Annotated in this window: 21 protein-coding genes and 1 pseudogene; 7 read left to right on the top strand and 15 right to left on the bottom strand. The window is 46.5% G+C overall.

From position 1 onward, the window contains the following. Window positions 1-80: 80 nt before the first annotated feature. The gene (locus CDZ87_RS14770) at window positions 81-1,328 is read right to left on the bottom strand and encodes a uracil-xanthine permease family protein (protein ID WP_100754225.1); all 1,248 of its coding nucleotides are present in this window, start codon (window positions 1,326-1,328) and stop codon (window positions 81-83) included. Between the two features lie 264 nt (window positions 1,329-1,592). Here CDZ87_RS14770 and CDZ87_RS14765 point away from each other — a divergent pair, with 264 nt between their 5' ends. Then, window positions 1,593-2,834: a DUF2066 domain-containing protein gene (locus tag CDZ87_RS14765; RefSeq protein WP_100754224.1), complete on the top strand. Its 1,242-nt coding sequence runs from the start codon at window positions 1,593-1,595 to the stop codon at window positions 2,832-2,834. 81 nt (window positions 2,835-2,915) lie between these two features. On the opposite strand, the gene CDZ87_RS14760 is transcribed toward CDZ87_RS14765, so the two are convergent. The 4 genes from CDZ87_RS14760 to bepA are packed head-to-tail and all read right to left on the bottom strand — an operon-like array spanning window position 2,916 to window position 5,733. Then, window positions 2,916-3,347, bottom strand: coding sequence for a DUF2069 domain-containing protein (locus CDZ87_RS14760; protein ID WP_100754223.1), 432 nt, complete (start codon window positions 3,345-3,347; stop codon window positions 2,916-2,918). Next, a complete protein-coding gene (wrbA, locus tag CDZ87_RS14755; RefSeq protein ID WP_100754222.1) occupies window positions 3,348-3,917 on the bottom strand; it encodes an NAD(P)H:quinone oxidoreductase in 570 nt (189 codons plus the stop codon). Beyond that, on the bottom strand, window positions 3,914-4,258 hold the full coding sequence (arsC, locus tag CDZ87_RS14750) for an arsenate reductase (glutaredoxin) (protein ID WP_100754221.1): 345 nt from the start codon (window positions 4,256-4,258) through the stop codon (window positions 3,914-3,916). Before arsC ends, wrbA begins: the two co-directional genes overlap by 4 nt. A 20-nt stretch (window positions 4,259-4,278) precedes the next feature. After that, entirely contained in the window at window positions 4,279-5,733 is a 1,455-nt protein-coding gene (bepA, locus tag CDZ87_RS14745) for a beta-barrel assembly-enhancing protease (protein ID WP_100754220.1), read from the bottom strand. A gap of 232 nt (window positions 5,734-5,965) precedes the next feature. Here bepA and CDZ87_RS14740 point away from each other — a divergent pair, with 232 nt between their 5' ends. From CDZ87_RS14740 to CDZ87_RS14730, 3 genes are all read left to right on the top strand, one after another. After that, window positions 5,966-6,193, top strand: coding sequence for a sulfurtransferase TusA family protein (locus tag CDZ87_RS14740; RefSeq protein ID WP_100754219.1), 228 nt, complete (start codon window positions 5,966-5,968; stop codon window positions 6,191-6,193). Beyond that, on the top strand, window positions 6,194-7,258 hold the full coding sequence (locus CDZ87_RS14735; protein WP_100754218.1) for an AI-2E family transporter: 1,065 nt from the start codon (window positions 6,194-6,196) through the stop codon (window positions 7,256-7,258). A gap of 205 nt (window positions 7,259-7,463) precedes the next feature. Then, window positions 7,464-9,335, top strand: a complete 1,872-nt coding sequence (locus CDZ87_RS14730) for a methyl-accepting chemotaxis protein (RefSeq protein ID WP_100754217.1) — start codon at window positions 7,464-7,466, stop codon at window positions 9,333-9,335. Window positions 9,336-9,385: 50 nt separating this feature from the next. Here CDZ87_RS14730 and bcp read toward each other — a convergent pair whose 3' ends face one another. After that, a complete protein-coding gene (gene bcp / locus CDZ87_RS14725) occupies window positions 9,386-9,856 on the bottom strand; it encodes a thioredoxin-dependent thiol peroxidase (protein WP_100754216.1) in 471 nt (156 codons plus the stop codon). A 13-nt stretch (window positions 9,857-9,869) separates the two neighbouring features. Next, window positions 9,870-10,412 carry a glycine cleavage system transcriptional repressor gene (locus CDZ87_RS14720; protein ID WP_100754215.1) on the bottom strand — a complete coding sequence of 181 codons (543 nt, stop codon included), beginning with the start codon at window positions 10,410-10,412 and terminating at the stop codon, window positions 9,870-9,872. Between the two features lie 297 nt (window positions 10,413-10,709). Here CDZ87_RS14720 and dapA point away from each other — a divergent pair, with 297 nt between their 5' ends. Continuing rightward, the gene (gene dapA / locus CDZ87_RS14715; protein ID WP_100754214.1) at window positions 10,710-11,588 is read left to right on the top strand and encodes a 4-hydroxy-tetrahydrodipicolinate synthase; all 879 of its coding nucleotides are present in this window, start codon (window positions 10,710-10,712) and stop codon (window positions 11,586-11,588) included. A gap of 54 nt (window positions 11,589-11,642) precedes the next feature. Continuing rightward, window positions 11,643-12,668, top strand: coding sequence for an outer membrane protein assembly factor BamC (gene bamC, locus CDZ87_RS14710; protein WP_100754213.1), 1,026 nt, complete (start codon window positions 11,643-11,645; stop codon window positions 12,666-12,668). Window positions 12,669-12,757: 89 nt separating this feature from the next. Here bamC and CDZ87_RS14705 read toward each other — a convergent pair whose 3' ends face one another. Continuing rightward, on the bottom strand, window positions 12,758-14,083 hold the full coding sequence (locus tag CDZ87_RS14705) for a Na+/H+ antiporter family protein (protein ID WP_100754212.1): 1,326 nt from the start codon (window positions 14,081-14,083) through the stop codon (window positions 12,758-12,760). A gap of 36 nt (window positions 14,084-14,119) precedes the next feature. Further along, complete coding sequence (gene rnt / locus CDZ87_RS14700) at window positions 14,120-14,770, bottom strand: ribonuclease T (RefSeq protein ID WP_100754211.1); 651 nt, start codon at window positions 14,768-14,770, stop codon at window positions 14,120-14,122. A 198-nt stretch (window positions 14,771-14,968) separates the two neighbouring features. Here rnt and motY point away from each other — a divergent pair, with 198 nt between their 5' ends. Further along, window positions 14,969-15,850, top strand: coding sequence for a flagellar protein MotY (gene motY / locus CDZ87_RS14695; protein ID WP_100754210.1), 882 nt, complete (start codon window positions 14,969-14,971; stop codon window positions 15,848-15,850). Window positions 15,851-15,915: 65 nt separating this feature from the next. Here motY and gloA read toward each other — a convergent pair whose 3' ends face one another. From gloA to CDZ87_RS14665, 6 genes and pseudogenes are all read right to left on the bottom strand, one after another. Further along, window positions 15,916-16,332, bottom strand: a complete 417-nt coding sequence (gloA, locus tag CDZ87_RS14690) for a lactoylglutathione lyase (RefSeq protein WP_100754209.1) — start codon at window positions 16,330-16,332, stop codon at window positions 15,916-15,918. A 12-nt stretch (window positions 16,333-16,344) separates the two neighbouring features. Next, window positions 16,345-16,986 carry an endonuclease III gene (gene nth / locus CDZ87_RS14685; protein WP_038173015.1) on the bottom strand — a complete coding sequence of 214 codons (642 nt, stop codon included), beginning with the start codon at window positions 16,984-16,986 and terminating at the stop codon, window positions 16,345-16,347. Window positions 16,987-17,031: 45 nt separating this feature from the next. Further along, window positions 17,032-17,724 (bottom strand): electron transport complex subunit E, encoded by a 693-nt coding sequence (locus tag CDZ87_RS14680; RefSeq protein ID WP_100754208.1) that lies wholly within the window; start codon window positions 17,722-17,724, stop codon window positions 17,032-17,034. Further along, entirely contained in the window at window positions 17,717-18,352 is a 636-nt protein-coding gene (rsxG, locus tag CDZ87_RS14675) for an electron transport complex subunit RsxG (RefSeq protein WP_100754207.1), read from the bottom strand. Before rsxG ends, CDZ87_RS14680 begins: the two co-directional genes overlap by 8 nt. Window positions 18,353-18,361: 9 nt before the next feature. Then, window positions 18,362-19,408 (bottom strand): electron transport complex subunit RsxD, encoded by a 1,047-nt coding sequence (gene rsxD / locus CDZ87_RS14670; RefSeq protein WP_100754206.1) that lies wholly within the window; start codon window positions 19,406-19,408, stop codon window positions 18,362-18,364. After that, window positions 19,408-19,677: pseudogene (locus CDZ87_RS14665) on the bottom strand (electron transport complex subunit RsxC); the annotation flags it as partial. The gene rsxD and the pseudogene CDZ87_RS14665, both read right to left, overlap by 1 nt.

Below are 19,677 nucleotides of genomic sequence, written 5' to 3'. Positions count from 1 at the left end.
TGGTTGTGCGATATATTTCGATCTCTAACTTGAATAAAGAGGGCTAGCACTCTGGTGTCAACCCTCAGTCATCTGGGAATTTAGTTGTTCTCTTGTTCTATCTGTGCATTATCGACGACATGGTTCTCACCAAGATCTTTCGGTAGGATAAGATTAAGCACAATTGCCACGATACCACATAGGCTGACACCTTGTAGGCTAAACTCGCCGATGCCAAAGGCCATGCCACCGATACCAAATACGAGTGTAATGGCAACAATAACTAGGTTGCGAGATTTGTGCAGATCCACGTTGTTCTTGATCAGTGTATTTAGGCCTACGGTGGCGATAGAACCAAACAGCAGAATCATTATTCCGCCCATGACTGGCATTGGAATGGTTTGCAGTGCTGCGCCTAGTTTACCGACTAGTGCAAGGACAATCGCCGTCACAGCTGCCCATGTCATGATGACAGGGTTGAACGCCTTGGTTAGCATCACCGCCCCAGTAACTTCTGAATAGGTGGTGTTTGGTGGAGCGCCAACCATAGATGCCGCAATCGTTGCTACCCCGTCACCGGTGATAGTGCGATGCAATCCAGGCTTCTTCAGGTAGTTCTTGCCAGTAACATTTGAAATCGCCAACATATCACCAACGTGTTCGACCGCTGGTGCAATCGCAACAGGGATCATAAACAGAACGGCGTTGATGTTGAATTCAGGCAGAGTAAAGTTAGGCATCGCTAACCAAGCGGCTTGATGAACCGGCGTAAAGTCTACAATACCGTAAGCCAAGCTCAGGGCGTAACCGACAATAATACCACCGAGGATAGGGGTCAGTTTAAGGAAGCCTTTGGCAAAAACACTTAGCCCGATAGTGGTTAGAAGAGACGCGCCAGCAATAATGAGTGAGGCGTCAGCATCGATCAATTGTGTACCATCACCACCTTTACCTAGTGCCATGTTGACTGCGACAGGGGCCAAACCAAGACCAATCACCATAATCACTGGGCCAACAACAACAGGTGGCAGTAATTGATGAATGAGTTCAACGCCACGTACTTTAATCAATGCACCCATCGCCACATAAACAAAACCCGCGGTCATAAGGCCACCCATGGTCGCCGGAACACCCCAAGTTTGCACGCCGTATAAAATAGGAGCAATAAAAGCAAAAGAAGAAGCGAGGAAAATAGGCACACTGCGACGAGTGATGATTTGGAAAATCAGGGTACCGACACCAGCACCAAAAAGTGCCACACTAGGATCAAGCCCGGTTAATAGCGGCACCAACACCAATGCACCAAACGCAACGAAGAGCATTTGTGCACCTTGAATGGCATTTCTCATGTTGTTATTCCTTTATCCTTTAGATGGCGAGTCTCAGAGCAACTATCTGCTCAACGAAAATAAAATTCGCGCGATTTTATCACCTTGGCAATCGATTGCAATCTGAACGAGATCAAATGTTCAAGGAATAGCTGATGATAGTGATAAAAGGTGGTATTTGATTACACAGAGATCCGATGGATAAGTGAGGGGTTTTGTTGCTCCGGTAGCGATAGTTGCTTATCATCGTACCTTAACGTTGAAAAAGCGGATTTTAGGAATTCTATGCGTCATATAGCACTGTTTGTTTTGGGGCTGATTGCTCTACCTGCCATGGCCTTAACCAATGTCGACTTGTATCGCAGTGAAGTTGTGATTAACCCGTCGGCTCACAACGCGGATGTTCAAGCGCGCGTGGAAGGTATGAAAGAGGTACTGATCAGAGCCTCTGGTGACGTCAATGCGCCAGAAAATGAAGTGGTCAAGAAAGCACTCGGCCAAAGTGCTCAGTACTTAGCGCAATTGAGTTACGGGCAGTCTGCTGATCAGCAAACATTAAAAATGGTGTTTAGCGCACCACATATTCGCTCTTTGCTTAGTCAAGCACAGTTGCCAATGTGGTCGGCTGCGCGGGCCAACATGTTGGTTTGGCTGGTTGAAGAACAAACAGAGCGTAACATCATTTGGGAGCATTCACCGTCGGTGATATTCGATCTGATAAAATCCCGAGCTCAGCAGCGCGGTTTACCTTTGACGGTGCCGGTTGGTGATTTCGATGATATCACAGGTGTGGCGGTTTCCGATCTTTGGGGTGGGTTTATCCAGCCTGTTGGTGAGGCGAGCAAGCGTTATCCAGTTGATGCTGTGTTAGTGGTCAAAGCGCAAGGCAATAACCTGCGTTGGAGACTTTACGACCAAAAGCCGGCGACGATTGGTATTACTCGTCAAGCACCTTTGTCGGGCACAAATAACGGCAGCGACGCGGCGAGTAAAATGATTGATCAGCTCAGTGATTACTTTGCTAGCAAGAGCGCCGTTATTGTGGCCAGTGAATCATCACAAGCCATTAAGGTTCGTTTTACCGAGCTTAATGATGCAGTCAGCTTCTTTACCTTGGAAAATCAGCTTAAATCGCTCAGTTCAGTGGCGTCTTTGGATATTCTTAAGATTCAAGGCAATCAGGTGACGTTTAATGTCCACCTGTTATCTTCAGAGCAAGAATTTAAGCAGGAAGTGAGTCGTCTTAGTGATGTGATGCCGCTAGAAAGTATCACCGAAACACCACCAGTGGTTGCGCCGGAGCTAAGCATTGAAGTGCCAAGCGACAATCTTACCGAGCCACAAGCAACGACTGACAATGAGGCGCTCACGCCCCAGGTTTTGCCAACAACGCCTGTGCTTGAAGTGATACCTGCAGAAATGATCATGCAATTCGAGTGGCAGGGGCAGCCTTATGTCATGCCTACCCCAGCAGTACAGACTGAGCCTACAGAGCCCGAATCGGAATCCAGCGTTTTAACCCGCTAGTTCAGCAACACAAACATCAATAAAAAGGTCTGTCAGTGCCAGACCTTTTTGAATTTTGCGTGTTTGACTGTCGAGAAAATGTTAATGCTCATGGGACTCAAAGCGCGCTTGCTCTTCTTTTTCGACTTTCGATAGGCGTTTGAGCTTAAGGCCCAACTCTTTTCCCCGTGCTCGGGCATAAAGAATATTGCCAGAAAATGCTGCTGTCGTGAGTAGCAACTCGACAACGGCTAACCAACGCTCGCCATTATCAACGTAAAGGAGGGTAAAAGCGTGCAAAAAATAGAGCATCAAGACAAAGTTAGCCCAAGCGTGGGTGTAGGGTTTACCGACTAAAATGCCAGGCAGCGGCAGTAACAGTGGGATGGCCCAGGCTATCGCCAATGTGGTACTGCTGATATGCGGATGCGGTGAAAGAGACATTTGCCACAGCACTATCCAAGCCAAGAGCGCTAAATTACCAAACAGTGCCAACAAGCGGTAAAGCTTGGTGGTGGGGTGCATTGCTTGCATTTAATCTTCCTTCATCTTTAATGCGGTTCGAGCCAGTCTTTTTCCGAGTTGCTGGGCCAATTCTATTTCATCTGCAGTTAAGCTCGAACCATGTTGTGCCACCGAGGTCGCGCCATACGGTGTACCGCCCGATTGGGTCGAATGTAATTTTGGCTCAGAATATGGGATTCCTAAGATCATCATGCCATGGTGAAGTAGCGGCAACATCATACTTTGCAGCGTAGTTTCTTGTCCGCCATGTAAGGTTGATGATGAACTGAACACACAAGCTGGCTTATCGATCAGATCGCCTGCAATCCACAATGGGGTTGTTTTGTCCCAGAAGTGTTTAAGCGGTGCCGCCATATTGCCGAACCACACTGGGCTGCCCATGGCGAGAGCGTCACACTGTTTCAATTCTGCTAGCGATAGGACAGGATCAGCCGCCGGGGTTTCGTTATCAATTTCAGCAACGGTGCGCAGCAGAGCCTCGCAGTTTGGGATCGACTCAACTCCGCGTGCGATCTGTCTTGCGAGTGATTGCGTTGCGCCATGACGGCTATAGTAAAGAATGACAACGTGGCCGATCATAAGATCTCTAAGACTTGCTCTGGTGGACGACCATGTCTGGCTTTGCCATTAGCGACCACAATCGGGCGCTCAATCAATTTAGGGTGTTCTGCCATGGCTTTAAATAATGTCTCATCGTCGGCCGATTTGAGTTCGAGCTGTTTATAAATCTCTTCTTTGGTACGCATCATGTCACGAACGTCAGTGACTTCGAGTTGCGTCATTAAGGTCTTAAGTTCATCGACGCTAGGTGGCGTCTCCAGGTATGTGATCACCTGTGGATGTACATTATTGACTTCAAGTAATGTCAATGTCTGACGACTTTTTGAGCAGCGAGGGTTGTGGTATATCACGACTGACATAGTGAATCTCCGAGTATTATTTATTGCAGTGCCAAGAAGCGGTCACGTTGCACCATGAGTTGGTCAATCCGTGCATCATATCTGGCTTGTTTTAAGCTTCCAAGTTCAGCGAGCTGACTGGCTTGAGTGTAATATTGGATCGCTTTGTTCCAGTTGGCCTTAAGGGCAAGAATCTCTGCTCGAGCAGCTAAGTCTTCATCACTGATCCCTAAGTTGATATTAGCATCTGAGAGTAAGCTCCAACCATTAATGTCATGAGGATAATCATGAGTGTAGCGTTGCAGTACTTTAATCGCCTGGTCGTTTTTATCTTGCTGAATCAGAGCATTTGCATAATTAATGCTGAGTACTGGGTTATTGGGCGCCGACTTGAGTGCGCTCGCCAATAGGGATTGGGCTTGTTCTGCTTGATTTAGTCCGATATACACATCGGACATAGCATCAAGATAGAAACGATTATCTGGGGCTTGTTTTAACAAGCGCTGTAAAATAACACTCGCCCTCTGATACTCTTTATTGTCGAGCAGGACCAAAGCTTTGCCATACTGAAATGCCACTTTAACACTCGGTTGTGCGCTCTTTTCGGTACGGACGAACCAATCGTTGGCGGCTTTGTCATCAATGCCAGCATAACGAGCCACAATACGTGCTCGCGCTAAATGATAGTTTAATGACGGTTCGACCTGACGCGCTGGATAGCTTTGTGCTCGAGCGCGACTATCGGTTACGCGGTCCTCTGGTAATGGGTGAGTGAGCAGCATAGGCGGGGGCTTGCTTGCATAGCGGTATTCATCAGCAAGGCGACCAAAGAATCGTGGCATGGCATTGACATCAAACCCTGCACTGGCCAAGGTACTAATACCAAAGCGATCGGCTTCTTTTTCGTTACTGCGTGTGTAGTTGATTTGGCCTTGAATATTGCCTGCTGTTGCAGCCGTCATAGCCGCTATTCCCGCTTCCGGTGAGGCAATCGCAAGCAACAGCGCGCCCACAAGAGCTGCCATGTTCGCGGGTGAGCGACGAGCTTGATCTTCCATGCTTCTGGCTAAGTGGCGCTGAGTTACGTGGGCAATTTCATGTGCTACAACAGAAGCTAACTCACTTTCGCTTTGTGCATGAAGAAACAGTCCTGAGTGGAGGGCCACATAGCCACCAAAAAAGGCAAACGCATTAATATTGCGATCGCGGATCATAAAAAAAGTAAACGGGGTTTTGACATCTGACGCGTTGGCAACCAGTCGATGGCCGAGGCTCTCTATATACTCATTAAGGACCGGATCACTAACGATCGGTTGGCTACTGCGCAGCATTCGCATGTAGGCATCACCATACTGGATTTCTTGGGCAATGGTTAATGTGCTGCTGGCCGTGGTACCAATATCTGGAAGATCTAAGCTGTTAGCTGGTACTGGTATCGGAGTGCTTAACGCGGCTGCTATCGATAAGCAGACCAATGAACGCGTACGTTTAAACATAGATGAACGCTGATGCTCCCTTGAGTTCTTTTCCATCACACACTGGTTTATATAGGGATGATTATAGGCTTGGACACCATACCACAGCAAAGGTTTCCTTGCGCCACAACAGTGAATTTGACTTGGTTGTCAAAATTGGTCAGAACAGTGTACTACGATGACTATTTGCACTGACGCTTAGAAAAAAACACTATACAATATCCAACGGTAATAATAAGCATCGAGCTACAGAATGGAACCGAATATTTTGGATTTACGCCATCAACGTTGCCCATTGGCACTGTTACTTGCTAAACGCCACACAAATGGCCAGCAGCAGGGGACCAATATCGACATTCTTATCTCTGATCCGAGCTCAATGCGTGATATTACGCATTATCTTCAACAGCACGCATTCACGCTTAGTTGTGAAGAAAAAGAAGGTTACTATCGTATGCAAGTCACTAAGGAATCTTGTTGAATGTTTGAAATGGTGAGTCGTTGGTATAAGCGACGTTTTTCTGATCCACACGCAGTAAGTCTTGTTGCGATTCTTCTGTTTGGCTTTATTACCATCTACTTTTTTGGCAATTTGATTGCGCCATTGCTAGTGGCCATTGTCTTGGCGTACTTATTAGAATGGCCTGTTGTTCAGCTCTGCCGGATAGGAATACCACGCACGCTTTCAGTGCTGGTGGTGATCCTTGGTTTCATTAGTTTAATGTTGGTCGCCATCTTTGGTTTAGTACCAACGATCTGGCATCAGGTAGGCAATCTGATTAACGATATTCCGAGTATGTATGGTGGCCTGCAAGAGTTTATCGCGCAGGTGCCACATCGTTATCCAGAACTGGAAAACCTCAAAATTGTTGAGTCCTTAGTAAGCAATGCGAAAAACCAAGTAATTAGTATGGGTGAGACGGTAGTTAAAGGTTCGCTGGCGTCTTTAGTCAGTATTGCTACTTTGGCCGTCTACCTAATTTTAGTGCCGCTGCTAGTGTTTTTCTTACTGAAAGATAAGCGCGAAATGATTGAGATGGCGAGCGGCATGTTACCGCGTAATCGTCGCTTAGCATACAAAGTGTGGAACGAGATGAATGACCAAATCTCAAATTACATCCGTGGCAAGGTGATGGAGATCTTAATCGTTGGAGGCGTTAGCTACATCACGTTTGTCATTCTTGACTTGCGTTACTCGGTATTATTGGCTGTGGCAGTCGGTTTATCTGTATTGATTCCTTATATCGGTGCTGCTGCGGTGACGGTACCAGTTGCGATTGTGGGCTTATTCCAGTGGGGGCTAACACCACAATTCTACTGGCTGCTGATTGCCTATGGTGTCATTCAAGCTCTTGACGGTAATGTTTTGGTGCCCGTGTTGTTTTCTGAAGCGGTTAACTTACACCCGGTAGCGATCATTGTTGCAGTGCTGGTTTTTGGTGGATTGTGGGGCTTTTGGGGCGTCTTTTTTGCGATTCCACTGGCCACTTTAGTTAAAGCCGTATGGAATGCGTTGCCAAGCCACGAACAAGACGCCGTGGATTAATTACTGTCTAATTAACCAATTAAATGCATATGAAGCCTTAAAATCCTGCATTTGAAGCTTTTTTTGTGTGTGAGTTAGCATTTCTGACTAAGATGGAATTTACTTAAGTAAGGAAATGTAAGAAATTCATTAAGGAAAGGTTAGGCTGGGCGATAACTATATTAATTATTATAACAATAAGCTTGCTGACTAATTGAGGGAAGATATGAAATTTAGCCAAAAAATCGTTGCGGCTTCATCTGCACTACTGTTAGTCACAGTGACTCTGTTGTCGATCCAACAACTAAGTACTGTGGAAAAAGAGGTAGAGGCACTTGTCGATACTAGTATCACCGAAATGGTGAAAGGGGTTAAAAATACCGTAACATCAGAAATGGACAGTAAAAAGTCTCTAGCTCAGTCAACGACGGAGGTGATTGAACTTGATCCACAAAATCGCCAACGCGTGAAAGATGTCCTAGAAAGGCCAGAGCTCAAAGGCAGTTTCTTGGCGGTTGGGTTTGGTTATGAGGCCGATGGCTTTGTGGTAGAGAATGATGACGCTTGGGAACCTGGATCCGATTTCGATCCACGCGTGCGCCCTTGGTACAAAGGGGCTAAAGCACAAGGCTCATTGGTGGTTACTGCTCCTTATATTGATGTATCTTCTAAAAAGGTCATCATCTCAATCGGAACGCCCGTGCGAGATAATGGTCAGTTTATGGCTGGCATGTTCTACGACCTAGAGTTAGGCGGACTCGCTGACTTGGTGAACAGTGTCAACCTGCTCGATGCTGGCTATCTCTTTATTGTTACCGCTGATGGAACCACGATCGCTCATCCTGACGCGAAAAATAATGGTGAAAACTTATCTAAGTACCTACCTCAAGCAAAAGTTCAGTCTGGTAATCAGCGTTTTGAACAAGATGGCAAAAAGCTATTGGTTCACTTTACCGAAGTCCCGTCTGAAAACTGGTATATCGGCGCGGTCGTTGATGAAGATATTGCTTTTGCCGCCGTCACGGATATGCGCAACAGTTCCATTTTGTACGTCGTGATTGGGGTTATCCTCAGCGTCATCGTACTGAGTTTCTTAATCAAAGCTCTGATGCGTCCACTTGCCGTGCTTAACGATGCAATTAAAGATGTTGCATCTGGACAAGGGGATTTAACTAAACGTTTAGATACCAACACCGACAAAGAGTTTGCTGAGTTAGCTGAGGGTTTCAATACCTTTACCGAAACTTTACAGAAACAGTTACAACAATCAAAAGCGATTGGCGCTGAAATTCTGCGTGGCACGGAAATGACGGTCAGTGGCGTGCAAGAGTCGGCAACGGCAATGCGCAGTCAGCTTGAAGAGTTAGAACAACTCGCAACGGCGATGAACGAAATGGCGGTCACGGCGACGGAGGTCGCTAATAATGCTCAAGGCGCGGCTGCCGCTGCGAAAGAAGCGGATGATGCCACCATCGATGGCTCATCTGTAGTAAGTCAAACCACTGTCTCGATTGACAACTTGTCGGCTCGTATTGATCAAGCGGTTGAAGAAGTTCACGGTTTAGAATCGGCAACGGCCAACATCGAAACCATTTTGAAAGTCATCAATGACATTGCCGATCAAACTAACTTATTGGCATTGAATGCGGCAATTGAAGCAGCGCGCGCCGGTGAGTCTGGTCGCGGTTTTGCGGTAGTGGCGGATGAAGTGCGTACTCTTGCCCAGAGAACACAAGAGTCAACAACTGAAATTCGTAACATGATCGAGCAGTTACAAGTTGGTGCAAGCTCGGTTTCGACAGCGATGGCAGAGAGTAAAAATACCGCGATTGATGCCGTAGATAAAGCGCAAGCTGCTGATGGTGCATTGCAACGTATTCGAGCAGCTATTCAGCGCATTAGTGACATGAATATGCAGATTGCTTCGGCGGCTGAAGAACAAAGTTTGGTCGCAGAAGAGATCAACAGTAACACTGTCAAAATCAAAGACCTGTCGACACAAGTAGCAGAGTCGGCTGAAAACTCAAATATTGCGATGCAAGTACAGACGGAAAATGTACGTGAGCAAGATGCGATTTTGAATAAGTTTATCGTCTAAGCACAGAAGAGAAACAACAACGCCAGCACGGATTGCTGGCGTTGTTTTGTTTATTGAGGAGCATTGAGGTAATCGAGTACCACTTGATGGTGGTCTTTGGTTTTAAATTTATTGAATACGTGTTCAATCATACCTTGCTCGTCGATCAGGAAGCTAATGCGATGTAAACCATCGTAAACTTTCCCCATGAACTTTTTCTCGCCCCACACACCAAACTGCTCTGCAACGGAATGATCTTCATCTGAGAGTAAGGTGAAGTTGAGCTGATCGCGTTCAATAAACTTACCCAAGCGTTTTACCGGATCAATGCTCACACCAAGAACTACTACATTATGTTGTTCTAATTGGGTCTTAACGTCACGTAATCCTTGTGCTTGAACAGTACAGCCAGGGGTCATGGCTTTAGGGTAAAAATAAAACAGGACTTTTTTGCCCTTAAAGTCGTTTAACGTAACGGTTTCGCCATTTTGGTCAAGAAGAGAGAACTCAGGAGCGGGAGTGCCTGCTGTCAGCGTGTTCATGAATATTCCTTTTTTATTGACTGTTTTTTATGAAATTGAGTGACCCCTGTACTTCGAGCGAGTGACACAGTGTGTCGAACTCTTCTTGAAGTTGCATCAGATTACATTCTGTTTCGACTGTCGCGGTGATAGCGATGTGAAACTGATTATTTTCGGAGCCGATTTTATTTTTATCAATCGTTTGAGCACTAAGTGATGAAAGACCTATTTCTTTAGCGGCAAAAAAATTGGTAAATCTTTCTGTTAGCCCAGGCTTATCTTCAGACTCAATGAACACCTCGAGTGTGTACGTATGATCAAGATGAGCGTGTGGAGAGGTACGTTTCATTATCGTGATCAGATCATGCTGTTGTCCAACTAGTGGTAGCGTCGTTTCGACTCGAGTGGTCGCCGAGTTAGAACCAGAAAGCAGCATGATCAGAGTAAATTCATTGCCGAATAAAGCGATACGACTGTCAACAATGTTGCATCCAGACTGAGTGACCAGATGAACAACTTGGTTGCATACGCCTGGGCGGTCGGTGCCTACCGCTGTAATCACGAGATGCTGAGTCATAGTTTCACTCTTATCAAAGTTATGTTTATTAGTCGTTTAGCTTAGCACAGAAGCGAGTGATAAAAATGGCCGTCGAACGTTTTCTCGGTTGAGTTGGCGGGATTTTGAGCCATGCCAATATAAGGAGGAAATTATCACTTGCGACTGACATTACGTGAAATAAGAGGCGTAATTTGCCAAATATCTAACATCTGATAAATATTCATTCATTTAGGTGGTTTAAGCGGCGTTAAGCGCTTGTCTTTTTCAATCGCCTTACAGTACCATGCGATTAGTAACTATTTTAGGGAGAAGGACATGTTTTCAGGAAGTATTGTAGCGTTAATTACACCATTTAATCTCGATGGCGAAGTTGATTACGTGAGCCTGAAGAAGCTGGTTGACTACCATGTCGCCGCGGGCAGTAATGGCATTGTCGCTGTCGGAACGACCGGTGAGTCTTCTACGCTGACAATTGAAGAGCATGTCAAGGTGGTAATGAAAACCGTCGAATTTGCCGATGGCCGCATTCCTGTGATTGCTGGTACAGGGGCGAACGCTACTCATGAATCGGTGACATTCAGTCGCTTGCTTAATAATTCAGGTATCGCGGGTTGTTTAAGCGTTACCCCATACTACAACAAACCAACACAAGAAGGTTTGTATCAGCATTACAAGGCAATTGCTGAAGAGAGTGATGTACCCCAGATTTTATATAACGTCCCGGGTCGTACTGCAGTGGATTTGCTTCCTGAAACCGTCGCGAGATTATCACAGATTGACAGCATCGTTGCGCTAAAAGATGCGACCGGCGATTTAAGCCGAATTTCAATTCACCGTGAACTTTGTGGCGAAGATTTTATCTTACTAAGTGGTGACGATTCGACAGGCCTTGATTTTGTCAAGCAAGGTGGTAACGGTGTGATTTCAGTCACGAATAATATTGCTGCACAAGACATGGCGACGATGTTCCATCTCGCCAGTGAAGGTAAATTCGATGAAGCCGAAATCATTAACCAACGCTTGATGCCATTGCACAAGAATCTGTTTGTTGAGTCGAGCCCTATTCCAGTTAAGTGGGCAGCACACCAAATGGGTCTGATTGAACACGGCGGTTTACGTTTACCTCTGACCGAGCTCTCCGTGCAGGCTCGACCAATTGTGACAAAAGCAATGACGGATGCGCGCATTGTCTAAATATAAAGAGACCTTGCCGGAAGTGATTCCGGCAAAATACGATCAGGAGTTTCAATGAAATTTTCTCACCAGCTAGTTCTCAGTTCACTAGCTGTTTTTGTTTTGAGCGCATGTTCAGGTGGTGCAAATCAGCGTCGTCAGGCGAAAGATGATTTTGCATATCTTAATACGCCAGCGTTGAAAGAGTTGAACTTACCACAAGATGCCGAACCACAGTTTTACCCTAACTATCGAATCCCTCAAGGTGAGTTCGCTGGTGGTATTGGCCGTGAAGTGGATATTCGTCCGCCGCAACAAATCCTAGAACTTATTCCAGGTGCGAGAACCGAGCATAAGCAGGGAGAAACCACCTTATGGTTATTGCGCGAAGATGAAGTCGATAAAGTGTGGCAAACCGCACTTGACATGATCGAAGAGCAAAATATTGCCATTCGCCAACAGACATCGACGCTTATCGAGACCGACTGGGTTAGTTGGGTTGCTGAAGATGAAGATGTTGAACTTGGTGCACGTTATCAAATTGACCGTGCCTTTGCGGGTGGGCGCCATGGATTTAGAATATCACTCGTTGATTGGCGTGAAGGGGGCAAAGTCATGCCAGTCACGGCAACCAATAAGGAGCGCTATAATGCTCTGATGACCAATTTAGTGACGGCGCGTTACGATTTAGATCTCCGAGAGGAAGCGGCACGTAAAGCCGAGCAATTAGTTAAGAGCATACAAGTAACCATGGGGTCTGACCGTAGCGGTTTCCCTGTGATCATTGCGCGTTCACCTTACAACGTGCTGTGGAATCGCCTACCGAGCATCCTGCCTGCGATGGGCTTTACGCTTGAAGAACGTAATCAATCTCAGGGCACGATTAAAGCTAAGTATGCAGCGCCTGGTGATGAGTTTTGGCATGATATTGGTGTGAAGCCGAGTAACCTTGCCCCAGGCACCTACACCTTGCTGCTTGGTGACCTTGGTAACCGTACTTCGATTAACGTGACAGATTCGACGGGTAAACCGGTTGAGAAGCAGTTGCTTGAAGATATGGTGCCAGTATTCGCCGTGATTGCCGAGAAGCAAGCACAGTAAGGCCATCTATTATTTATCTTGCATCATATAATAAAAAAGCTGACATCAAGTCAGCTTTTTTATGGGTTATCGATCGTTGCAGGTGCCGTTTACAGCGTCATTGCTGCTAGCCAACCAAATACAATTAACGGAATGTTGTAATGGATAAAGGTTGGTACAACGGTCTCCCAAATGTGCTCGTGTTGTCCATCAGCGTTCAGGCCAGAGGTTGGGCCTAAGGTTGAGTCTGAAGCGGGTGAGCCTGCATCACCAAGCGCGGCTGCAGTGCCGACTAATGCAATGGTTGCCATGGGTGAAAAACCGAATGCCGCCGCCAGTGGCACGTAGATAGTCGCGAGAATCGGAATGGTTGAGAACGATGAACCAATTCCCATTGTCACCAATAGACCAACAATCAACATCAATAATGCCGCAAGAGGCTTATTGTCGCCAATGCTGGTTGATAAGGCCTCAACCAAAGACTCAACCCCACCCGTCTGCTTCATCACTGCCGCAAAACCGGCCGCTGCAATCATAATAAAGCCAATCATTGCCATCATGTGAACCCCTTTTGTGAACACATCGTGGGTTTCTTTCCAAGCGATAACACCACCAAAAGTGAACACCATAAAACCCGCTAAACCACCGACAATCATTGAGCCAGTTGAGAGCTGCGCACCAAGGGCTACGACAATGCCCACAGCAGCCACAACAATGTTTTTCTTGTTGATTGCTTTGGTGTCTTGATTCACATGAGTTAACTCAGTTTCCGGATATTGGCGAGGTTTACGGTAGGTAAAGAAAATCGCGGTTAACAAACCAAAGATCATTCCCGCTGCCGGTAGCAGCATTGCGACAGGTACTTGACTTGCCACGACATTCTCAAGGCCGTTGTCATGAAGGTTTTTAAGCAAAATATTGTTGAGGAAAATACCACCAAAACCGATCGGTAACACCATGTAAGGAGTAACGAGACCAAAAGTCAGCACACAAGCAATCATGCGGCGGTCAAGGTTAAGTTTGGCAAAAACGCCTAAAAGAGGTGGAATCAAAATCGGGATAAAGGCGATGTGAACTGGAATGACATTCTGTGATGACATAGTGACTAAGACCAGGGCGATCAGCACTGCGTACTTAAGACCAGTAGAGGCTGAGGCATTCTCTTGACCATGGATGCGTTTAATCACGCTATTGGCCAACAGGTCGGTAATACCTGATCGAGAGATCGCAACCGCGAAAGTACCCAGCATGGCGTAGCTTAAAGCGATGGTTGCACCCCCACCAAGCCCACTTTCAAATGCAGCGATTGACTGGTTGAGATCCATACCAGCGACTAAACCGCCGACGATAGCACTGAAGGTCAGTGCGACGACGACATTTACTCGCATCAGGGCTAAAGCCAGCATAATGCAGACAGAAATGACAACAGGGTTCATAATATACTCGTGAGTTGTGTTTACTTTTTATTGTGTTTATTCGGCATCTGACTCAATCAATGGCCAGCCGCCCAGGGCTTTCCACTTATTGACGATGCCGCAAAAGAGCTCGGCCGTTTTTTGAGTATCATAAAGGGCTGAGTGGGCTTGTTTATTGTCAAACTCCATCCCTGCGACTTTACATGCTTTGGCTAATACGGTTTGGCCATAAGCGAGACCACTGAGTGTTGCGGTATCGAAGGTCGCGAAGGGATGAAATGGGACACGTTTTAACTTGCTGCGTTCGCTTGCTTCCATCACGAAGCTATGATCAAAGTTGGCGTTGTGAGCAACAATAATTGCACGGCTACAATCCGCTGCCTTTTGTTCTTTACGTACAAGTTTATAAATTTCTTTTAGTGCCTCTTTTTCTGTCACCGCTCCACGAAGTGGGCTAAATGGGTCGCGAATGCCATTAAATTCAAGCGCCTCTTTTTCTAAGTTGGCACCTTCAAAAGGAGAAACATGAAAATGAATCGTTGATGCAGGACAAAGTGTGCCGTTCTCATCCATTTTTAAGGTGACGGCACAGATTTCGAGTAGGGCATCCGTTTTAGCGTTAAACCCTGCGGTTTCAACATCAATAACAACCGGAAAGTAGCCACGAAATCGTTTTTTTAGCGTCAATGCTTCGTTTTCTATAGTCATGTGTGCTTATTTTAATGTGACAGGGCTGGCATTATTACAGATTCTTGGCGTGAGAAAAACCGTTAATCCTGTTTGAAAAAGAAACGCTGTCAATTTGTTCTATACAAATGTATTGGCGTGTTTTTTGCTTTCTAATTTTGGTAGAGAATCGAGCGGCAACGTTGAGCTGCTCAAGCAAATAAAGAGATTAATTGCAGTATGAATAAGTTGTTTGCTACCACAGTCGCGACCGTATTAGTGTCAATCAGTACCAGTGCCGTTGCGCTGGATAAACACTATGTCGCTAAACCACAGCAATCAACGTGGCAAATGGTTGCCAATTCCCCTTTGGAGTGTCGCTTAGTCCACCCGATCCCCAATTATGGTGATGCAGTATTTTCCTCGTATGCGAGTAAAAAGATCAGCCTTGATTTCGAGTTGAAAATGAAGCGTCCAATGGGAAAAACCCGTGATGTGAGTTTGGTTTCTATGCCACCAGCATGGCGACCTGGTGAGCGGGCTACACGTCTAAATACGATCCGATTTTTTCAACAATTTGATGGTTATATCGGTGGGCAAACGGCATGGAATATTTTAGGCGAACTTGAAAAAGGGCGCTATCCCACTTTCAGTTATCAAGAGTGGCGTAGCCGCGATGAGCGAATAGAAGTGGGGCTTTCTTCGGTGCTGTTTCAGCGGTCATACAACGTATTTAGCGACTGTATGGCTAATTTACTGCCATACAGTTTCGAAGACATCGCGTTTACCATCTTGCATTACGACAGAACCAGTGTCGAACTCAATAAACAGTCACAAAAACGATTAGCGCAGATTGCAGAGTATATTAAATACAACCAGGATATCGATCTGGTCTTAGTGTCAACGTATACGGATGCGGTTGATAGCAAAAGTGTCAGTCTAAGTTTGTCAGAGAAACGAGCTGAAGTTTTGCAAAACTACTTTAAATCATTAGGATTGCCTGAAGACCGGATTCAGGTTCAGGGTTATGGCAGGCTTCGCCCTATTGATGACAATGCCTCTCCACTTGGCCGAGATAAAAACCGCCGAGTGGTGATCTCGCTAGGTCGAACACAGATTTAAGATTAGGACACAGAAAAAGCCAGCAATGCTGGCTTTTTGCTTTTTTGAAGCGGTTAAAGCTGTAATTAACCTGCTAAACCTGCGCTTGCTTGTTTGTTTTGGATTAGCTCAATCATATAGCCATCTGGATCTTTGACAAAAGCGATATGGGTGGTTCCCCCTTTCACTGGGCCCGGCTCACGCGTCACATTGCCGCCAACGGCTTTGATCGCATCACACGTTGAATAAATATCCTCAACGCCAATGGCGATGTGACCGAATGCACTGCCTAGATCATACTCAGTCGTTCCCCAATTGTAGGTCAGCTCAATCACGGCACCTTGCGCTTCATCTCCGTAACCGACAAACGCTAAGGTGTATTCGTACTCTTTGTTTTCATTGGTACGCAGTAGCTGCATCCCCATCACTTCGGTGTAAAACTTGATTGATTTATCTAAGTCACCAACGCGAAGCATAGTGTGTAGAATTCTGCCATTTGACATTGTCTTGCTCTCCTAATTTTCTGGGTATACTTTGTCTTTGAATTCGCAAAGATCTTCAATAATACAGCTGCCGCAACGGGGCTTTCGTGCTACACAAGTATAGCGGCCATGTAAAATCAGCCAGTGGTGGACATCGAGTTTAAACTCTTTAGGCACCACTTTAAGCAGCTTCTCTTCTACCTGATCGACGTTTTTGCCCATGGCAAACTTTGTCCGATTGGAAACGCGATAAATGTGCGTATCGACCGCGATGGTTGGCCAACCAAAGGCGGTGTTGAGCACGACGTTGGCGGTTTTTCGACCGACGCCGGGAAGCGCCTCTAAGGCATCACGATCTTGTGGAACTTCACCGCCATGTTGGTCAATCAGGATTTTACAGGTCTTAATGACGTTCTCTGCTTTAGAGTTAAACAGGCCAATTGTTTTGATGTACTTTTTTACGCCTTCAACGCCGAGATCAAATATAGCCTGTGGCGTATTCGCAACCGGGTAGAGCTTATCTGTCGCTTTGTTAACACTGACATCCGTTGCTTGTGCGGATAACAGTACTGCAATTAACAGCTCGAATGGTGTGCTCCAGTTAAGCTCAGTTTGAGGGTTAGGGTTATTCTCCCTTAAACGTTCTAGTATTAGTCTGCGTTTGTCTTTATTCATTTGAAGCTGATGTCCAGTGCGAATGCCAACTTAAGGATTGGTCTGTTATGTGTTGGTGACTCGAGCGCGTTCTATGGTCTGTTTTTGCTGCTTTGGTTGACGCGCTTCAATTTGTTTATCGATGATATTTTTCAGTGCAATGAGTAAACCAACACCAATGAATGCCCCCGGTGGTAAAAGTGCAAGTAGGAAACTGTTATCGAATTGGAACACTTCAATACGCAGTGATGTTGCCCACTGACCGAGCAGTAAATCAGCACCGTCAAATAATGTTCCATTGCCGATCAACTCACGCATAGCACCAAGTATGACCAGTACGCTAGTCATACCCAGTCCCATCCAGAATCCATCTTGGGCGGCAGGAAGTACATCATTTTTTGAGGCAAAGGCTTCGGCGCGGCCGATAATAATGCAGTTAGTCACAATCAACGGAATGAAGATGCCGAGTGATAGATAAAGGCCGTAAGCGTAGGCACTCATTAACAACTGAACGCAGGTGACCAGTGCGGCAATGATCATCACAAAGATTGGAATCCGAACCTCTTTGGGCACATAGTCACGGACTAATGAGACAGTGACATTCGATCCGACTAAAACCAATAACGTGGCGATACCCAACCCCAAAGCGTTGGTGACCGTTGAAGAAACGGCCAACAACGGGCAGAGTCCGAGTAGTTGCACTAAGGCTGGGTTGTTATCCCACAAGCCATTTTTAATTAGGGTTTTATGTTCACTCATCATTACCTCCACAGTTTAGTGGTTGAGCGAGAATTTGCTCGCGGTTGGCGTTCACAAACAGCGCGGTGTTTTTGACCGCTTTGACCACCGCTCGAGGTGTGATGGTTGCGCCGGTAAATTGATCAAACTGGCCGCCATCTTTACGTACGTTCCAATCAGACAGATTGGTTTGCGACACTGATTTTCCAGAGAAACCAAGAATCCAATCCGTAATACGTAGATCAATTTTATCACCAAGCCCCGGCGTTTCTTGGTGGCTTAGGATACGTGTTCCAATAATGGTTCCGTCTTGCTTAATGCCGACAATAATCTTGATAGCGCCGTTGTAGCCATCGGGCGCGATGGCTTCGATCGCAAGTGCTGAGGGTTGACCGTTCAAGCTTGCCATATAAACGGGCATCGCTGTTGGCGAGCCCAATGCAGGATCGCTGACCAAGGTACAGGCCTGATAAAGATCATTGTCGTGCAGTTGATGTGGAATGACTTGATTGAGAACCGACAATAACTGCTGCTGTTCTTGGCGTTGGATCTTATCTTCAGTCAGGTAATGGGTCAGCGCGACAACACCGGTTGATGCACAGGCAAAAACGGCAAGAATGACACCATTTTTTCGAATCGCATTTAGCATAATGAATCCTTAGTGTCCGTAGGTTCTTGGTTTGGTGTAGTAATCAATCAAAGGCACACACATATTGCCAAGTAGTACCGCAAATGCCACGCCGTCGGGGAAGCCTCCCCAACTACGAATAATGAAGACGATGGCACCAATAAAGGCACCAAAGATCAAACGGCCTTTGACGGTGGTTGACGCTGACACTGGATCGGTTGCGATAAAAAATGCCCCCAGCATGGTTGCGCCCGATAACAAATGGATCAATGGAGAGGCGGTCGTGCCCGGTGCTAATAGAGCAAACAGACCACTCATAATGCTTAAGCTCACTAAGAAGCCTAGTGGAATGTGCCAGTTGATAACGCGCAGTTTAATCAACATCAAGCCGCCAGCCAGATAAGCGAGGTTAACCCACTCCCAGCCGATACCCGCAAGACCTGAAAATTGAGGGGCAGACATAGCTTCACTGAGCGTATTGCCAGCGCGTAACGATGTTTTGAGTGAATCAAGCGGAGTCGCCATCGTCACACCATCAATAGCGGTTCGCAGTTGTTGCAGTGATAAACCTTCTAAATTAAACCCCGTGAAAATCAGTGAAAACGCATCACCACTTGAGATAGTCGTCGCTTGCAATTCGGTTGGAGAAATCCAACTGGTCATTTGGACAGGAAACGAGATCAATAGCACAACATAGGCCACCATCGCAGGGTTAAACAGGTTCTGGCCGATTCCTCCGTAGAGATGTTTGGCGATCACGATGGCGAAAAGCAAACCAATGGCGATGATCCACCAAGGGGAAAGTGGCGGAATAGCAATGGCAAGTAGCCAGGCGGTGACTAACGCACTGTTGTCCCTTAATGCTGATATTGGTGGACGTTTTCTCGCCACCATCACTAAGGCCTCAAGGCTCAGTGCGATCGCAATCGCCAGAGCGAGTTGAATCATTGTCCCCCAGCCAAAAAAGTAGCATTGCGCAATAAGCCCTGGTAGGGCGCACAAAGCCACCCACTTCATGAGATCAGGAGTGCTTCTGCGGTTATGCGCATGGGGTGAGCTGGCAATAAAAAAGGCCACTACTCTTTCTCCTCAGTGTGGTTTTGTTGTTCTTTGTTTGCTTTACGCGCTTTGGCGCGGGCAATAGCAGCCGCAACGGCGGCTTTCTTTGGGTCGTCGTCGGTTGATTCGCGAGTGTCAGTCGATGGCTCTTTGGCCTGTTGCGTTTGCTCGGCTTTGCGCGCTTTGGCTCTGGCAATGGCGGCCGCAACGGCGGCTTTCTTGGCATCGCCAGCGGTTGATTCGCGAGTGTCAGTCGATGGCTCTTTGGCCTGTTGCGTTTGCTCGGC

The organism is Vibrio salilacus, from assembly GCF_002811245.1.
In the GTDB taxonomy this organism is placed as follows: Bacteria; Pseudomonadota; Gammaproteobacteria; order Enterobacterales; family Vibrionaceae; genus Vibrio; species Vibrio salilacus.
The sequence above is the reverse complement of the archived record's forward strand: the minus strand, read 5'-3'. Positions and strand labels throughout refer to the sequence as shown.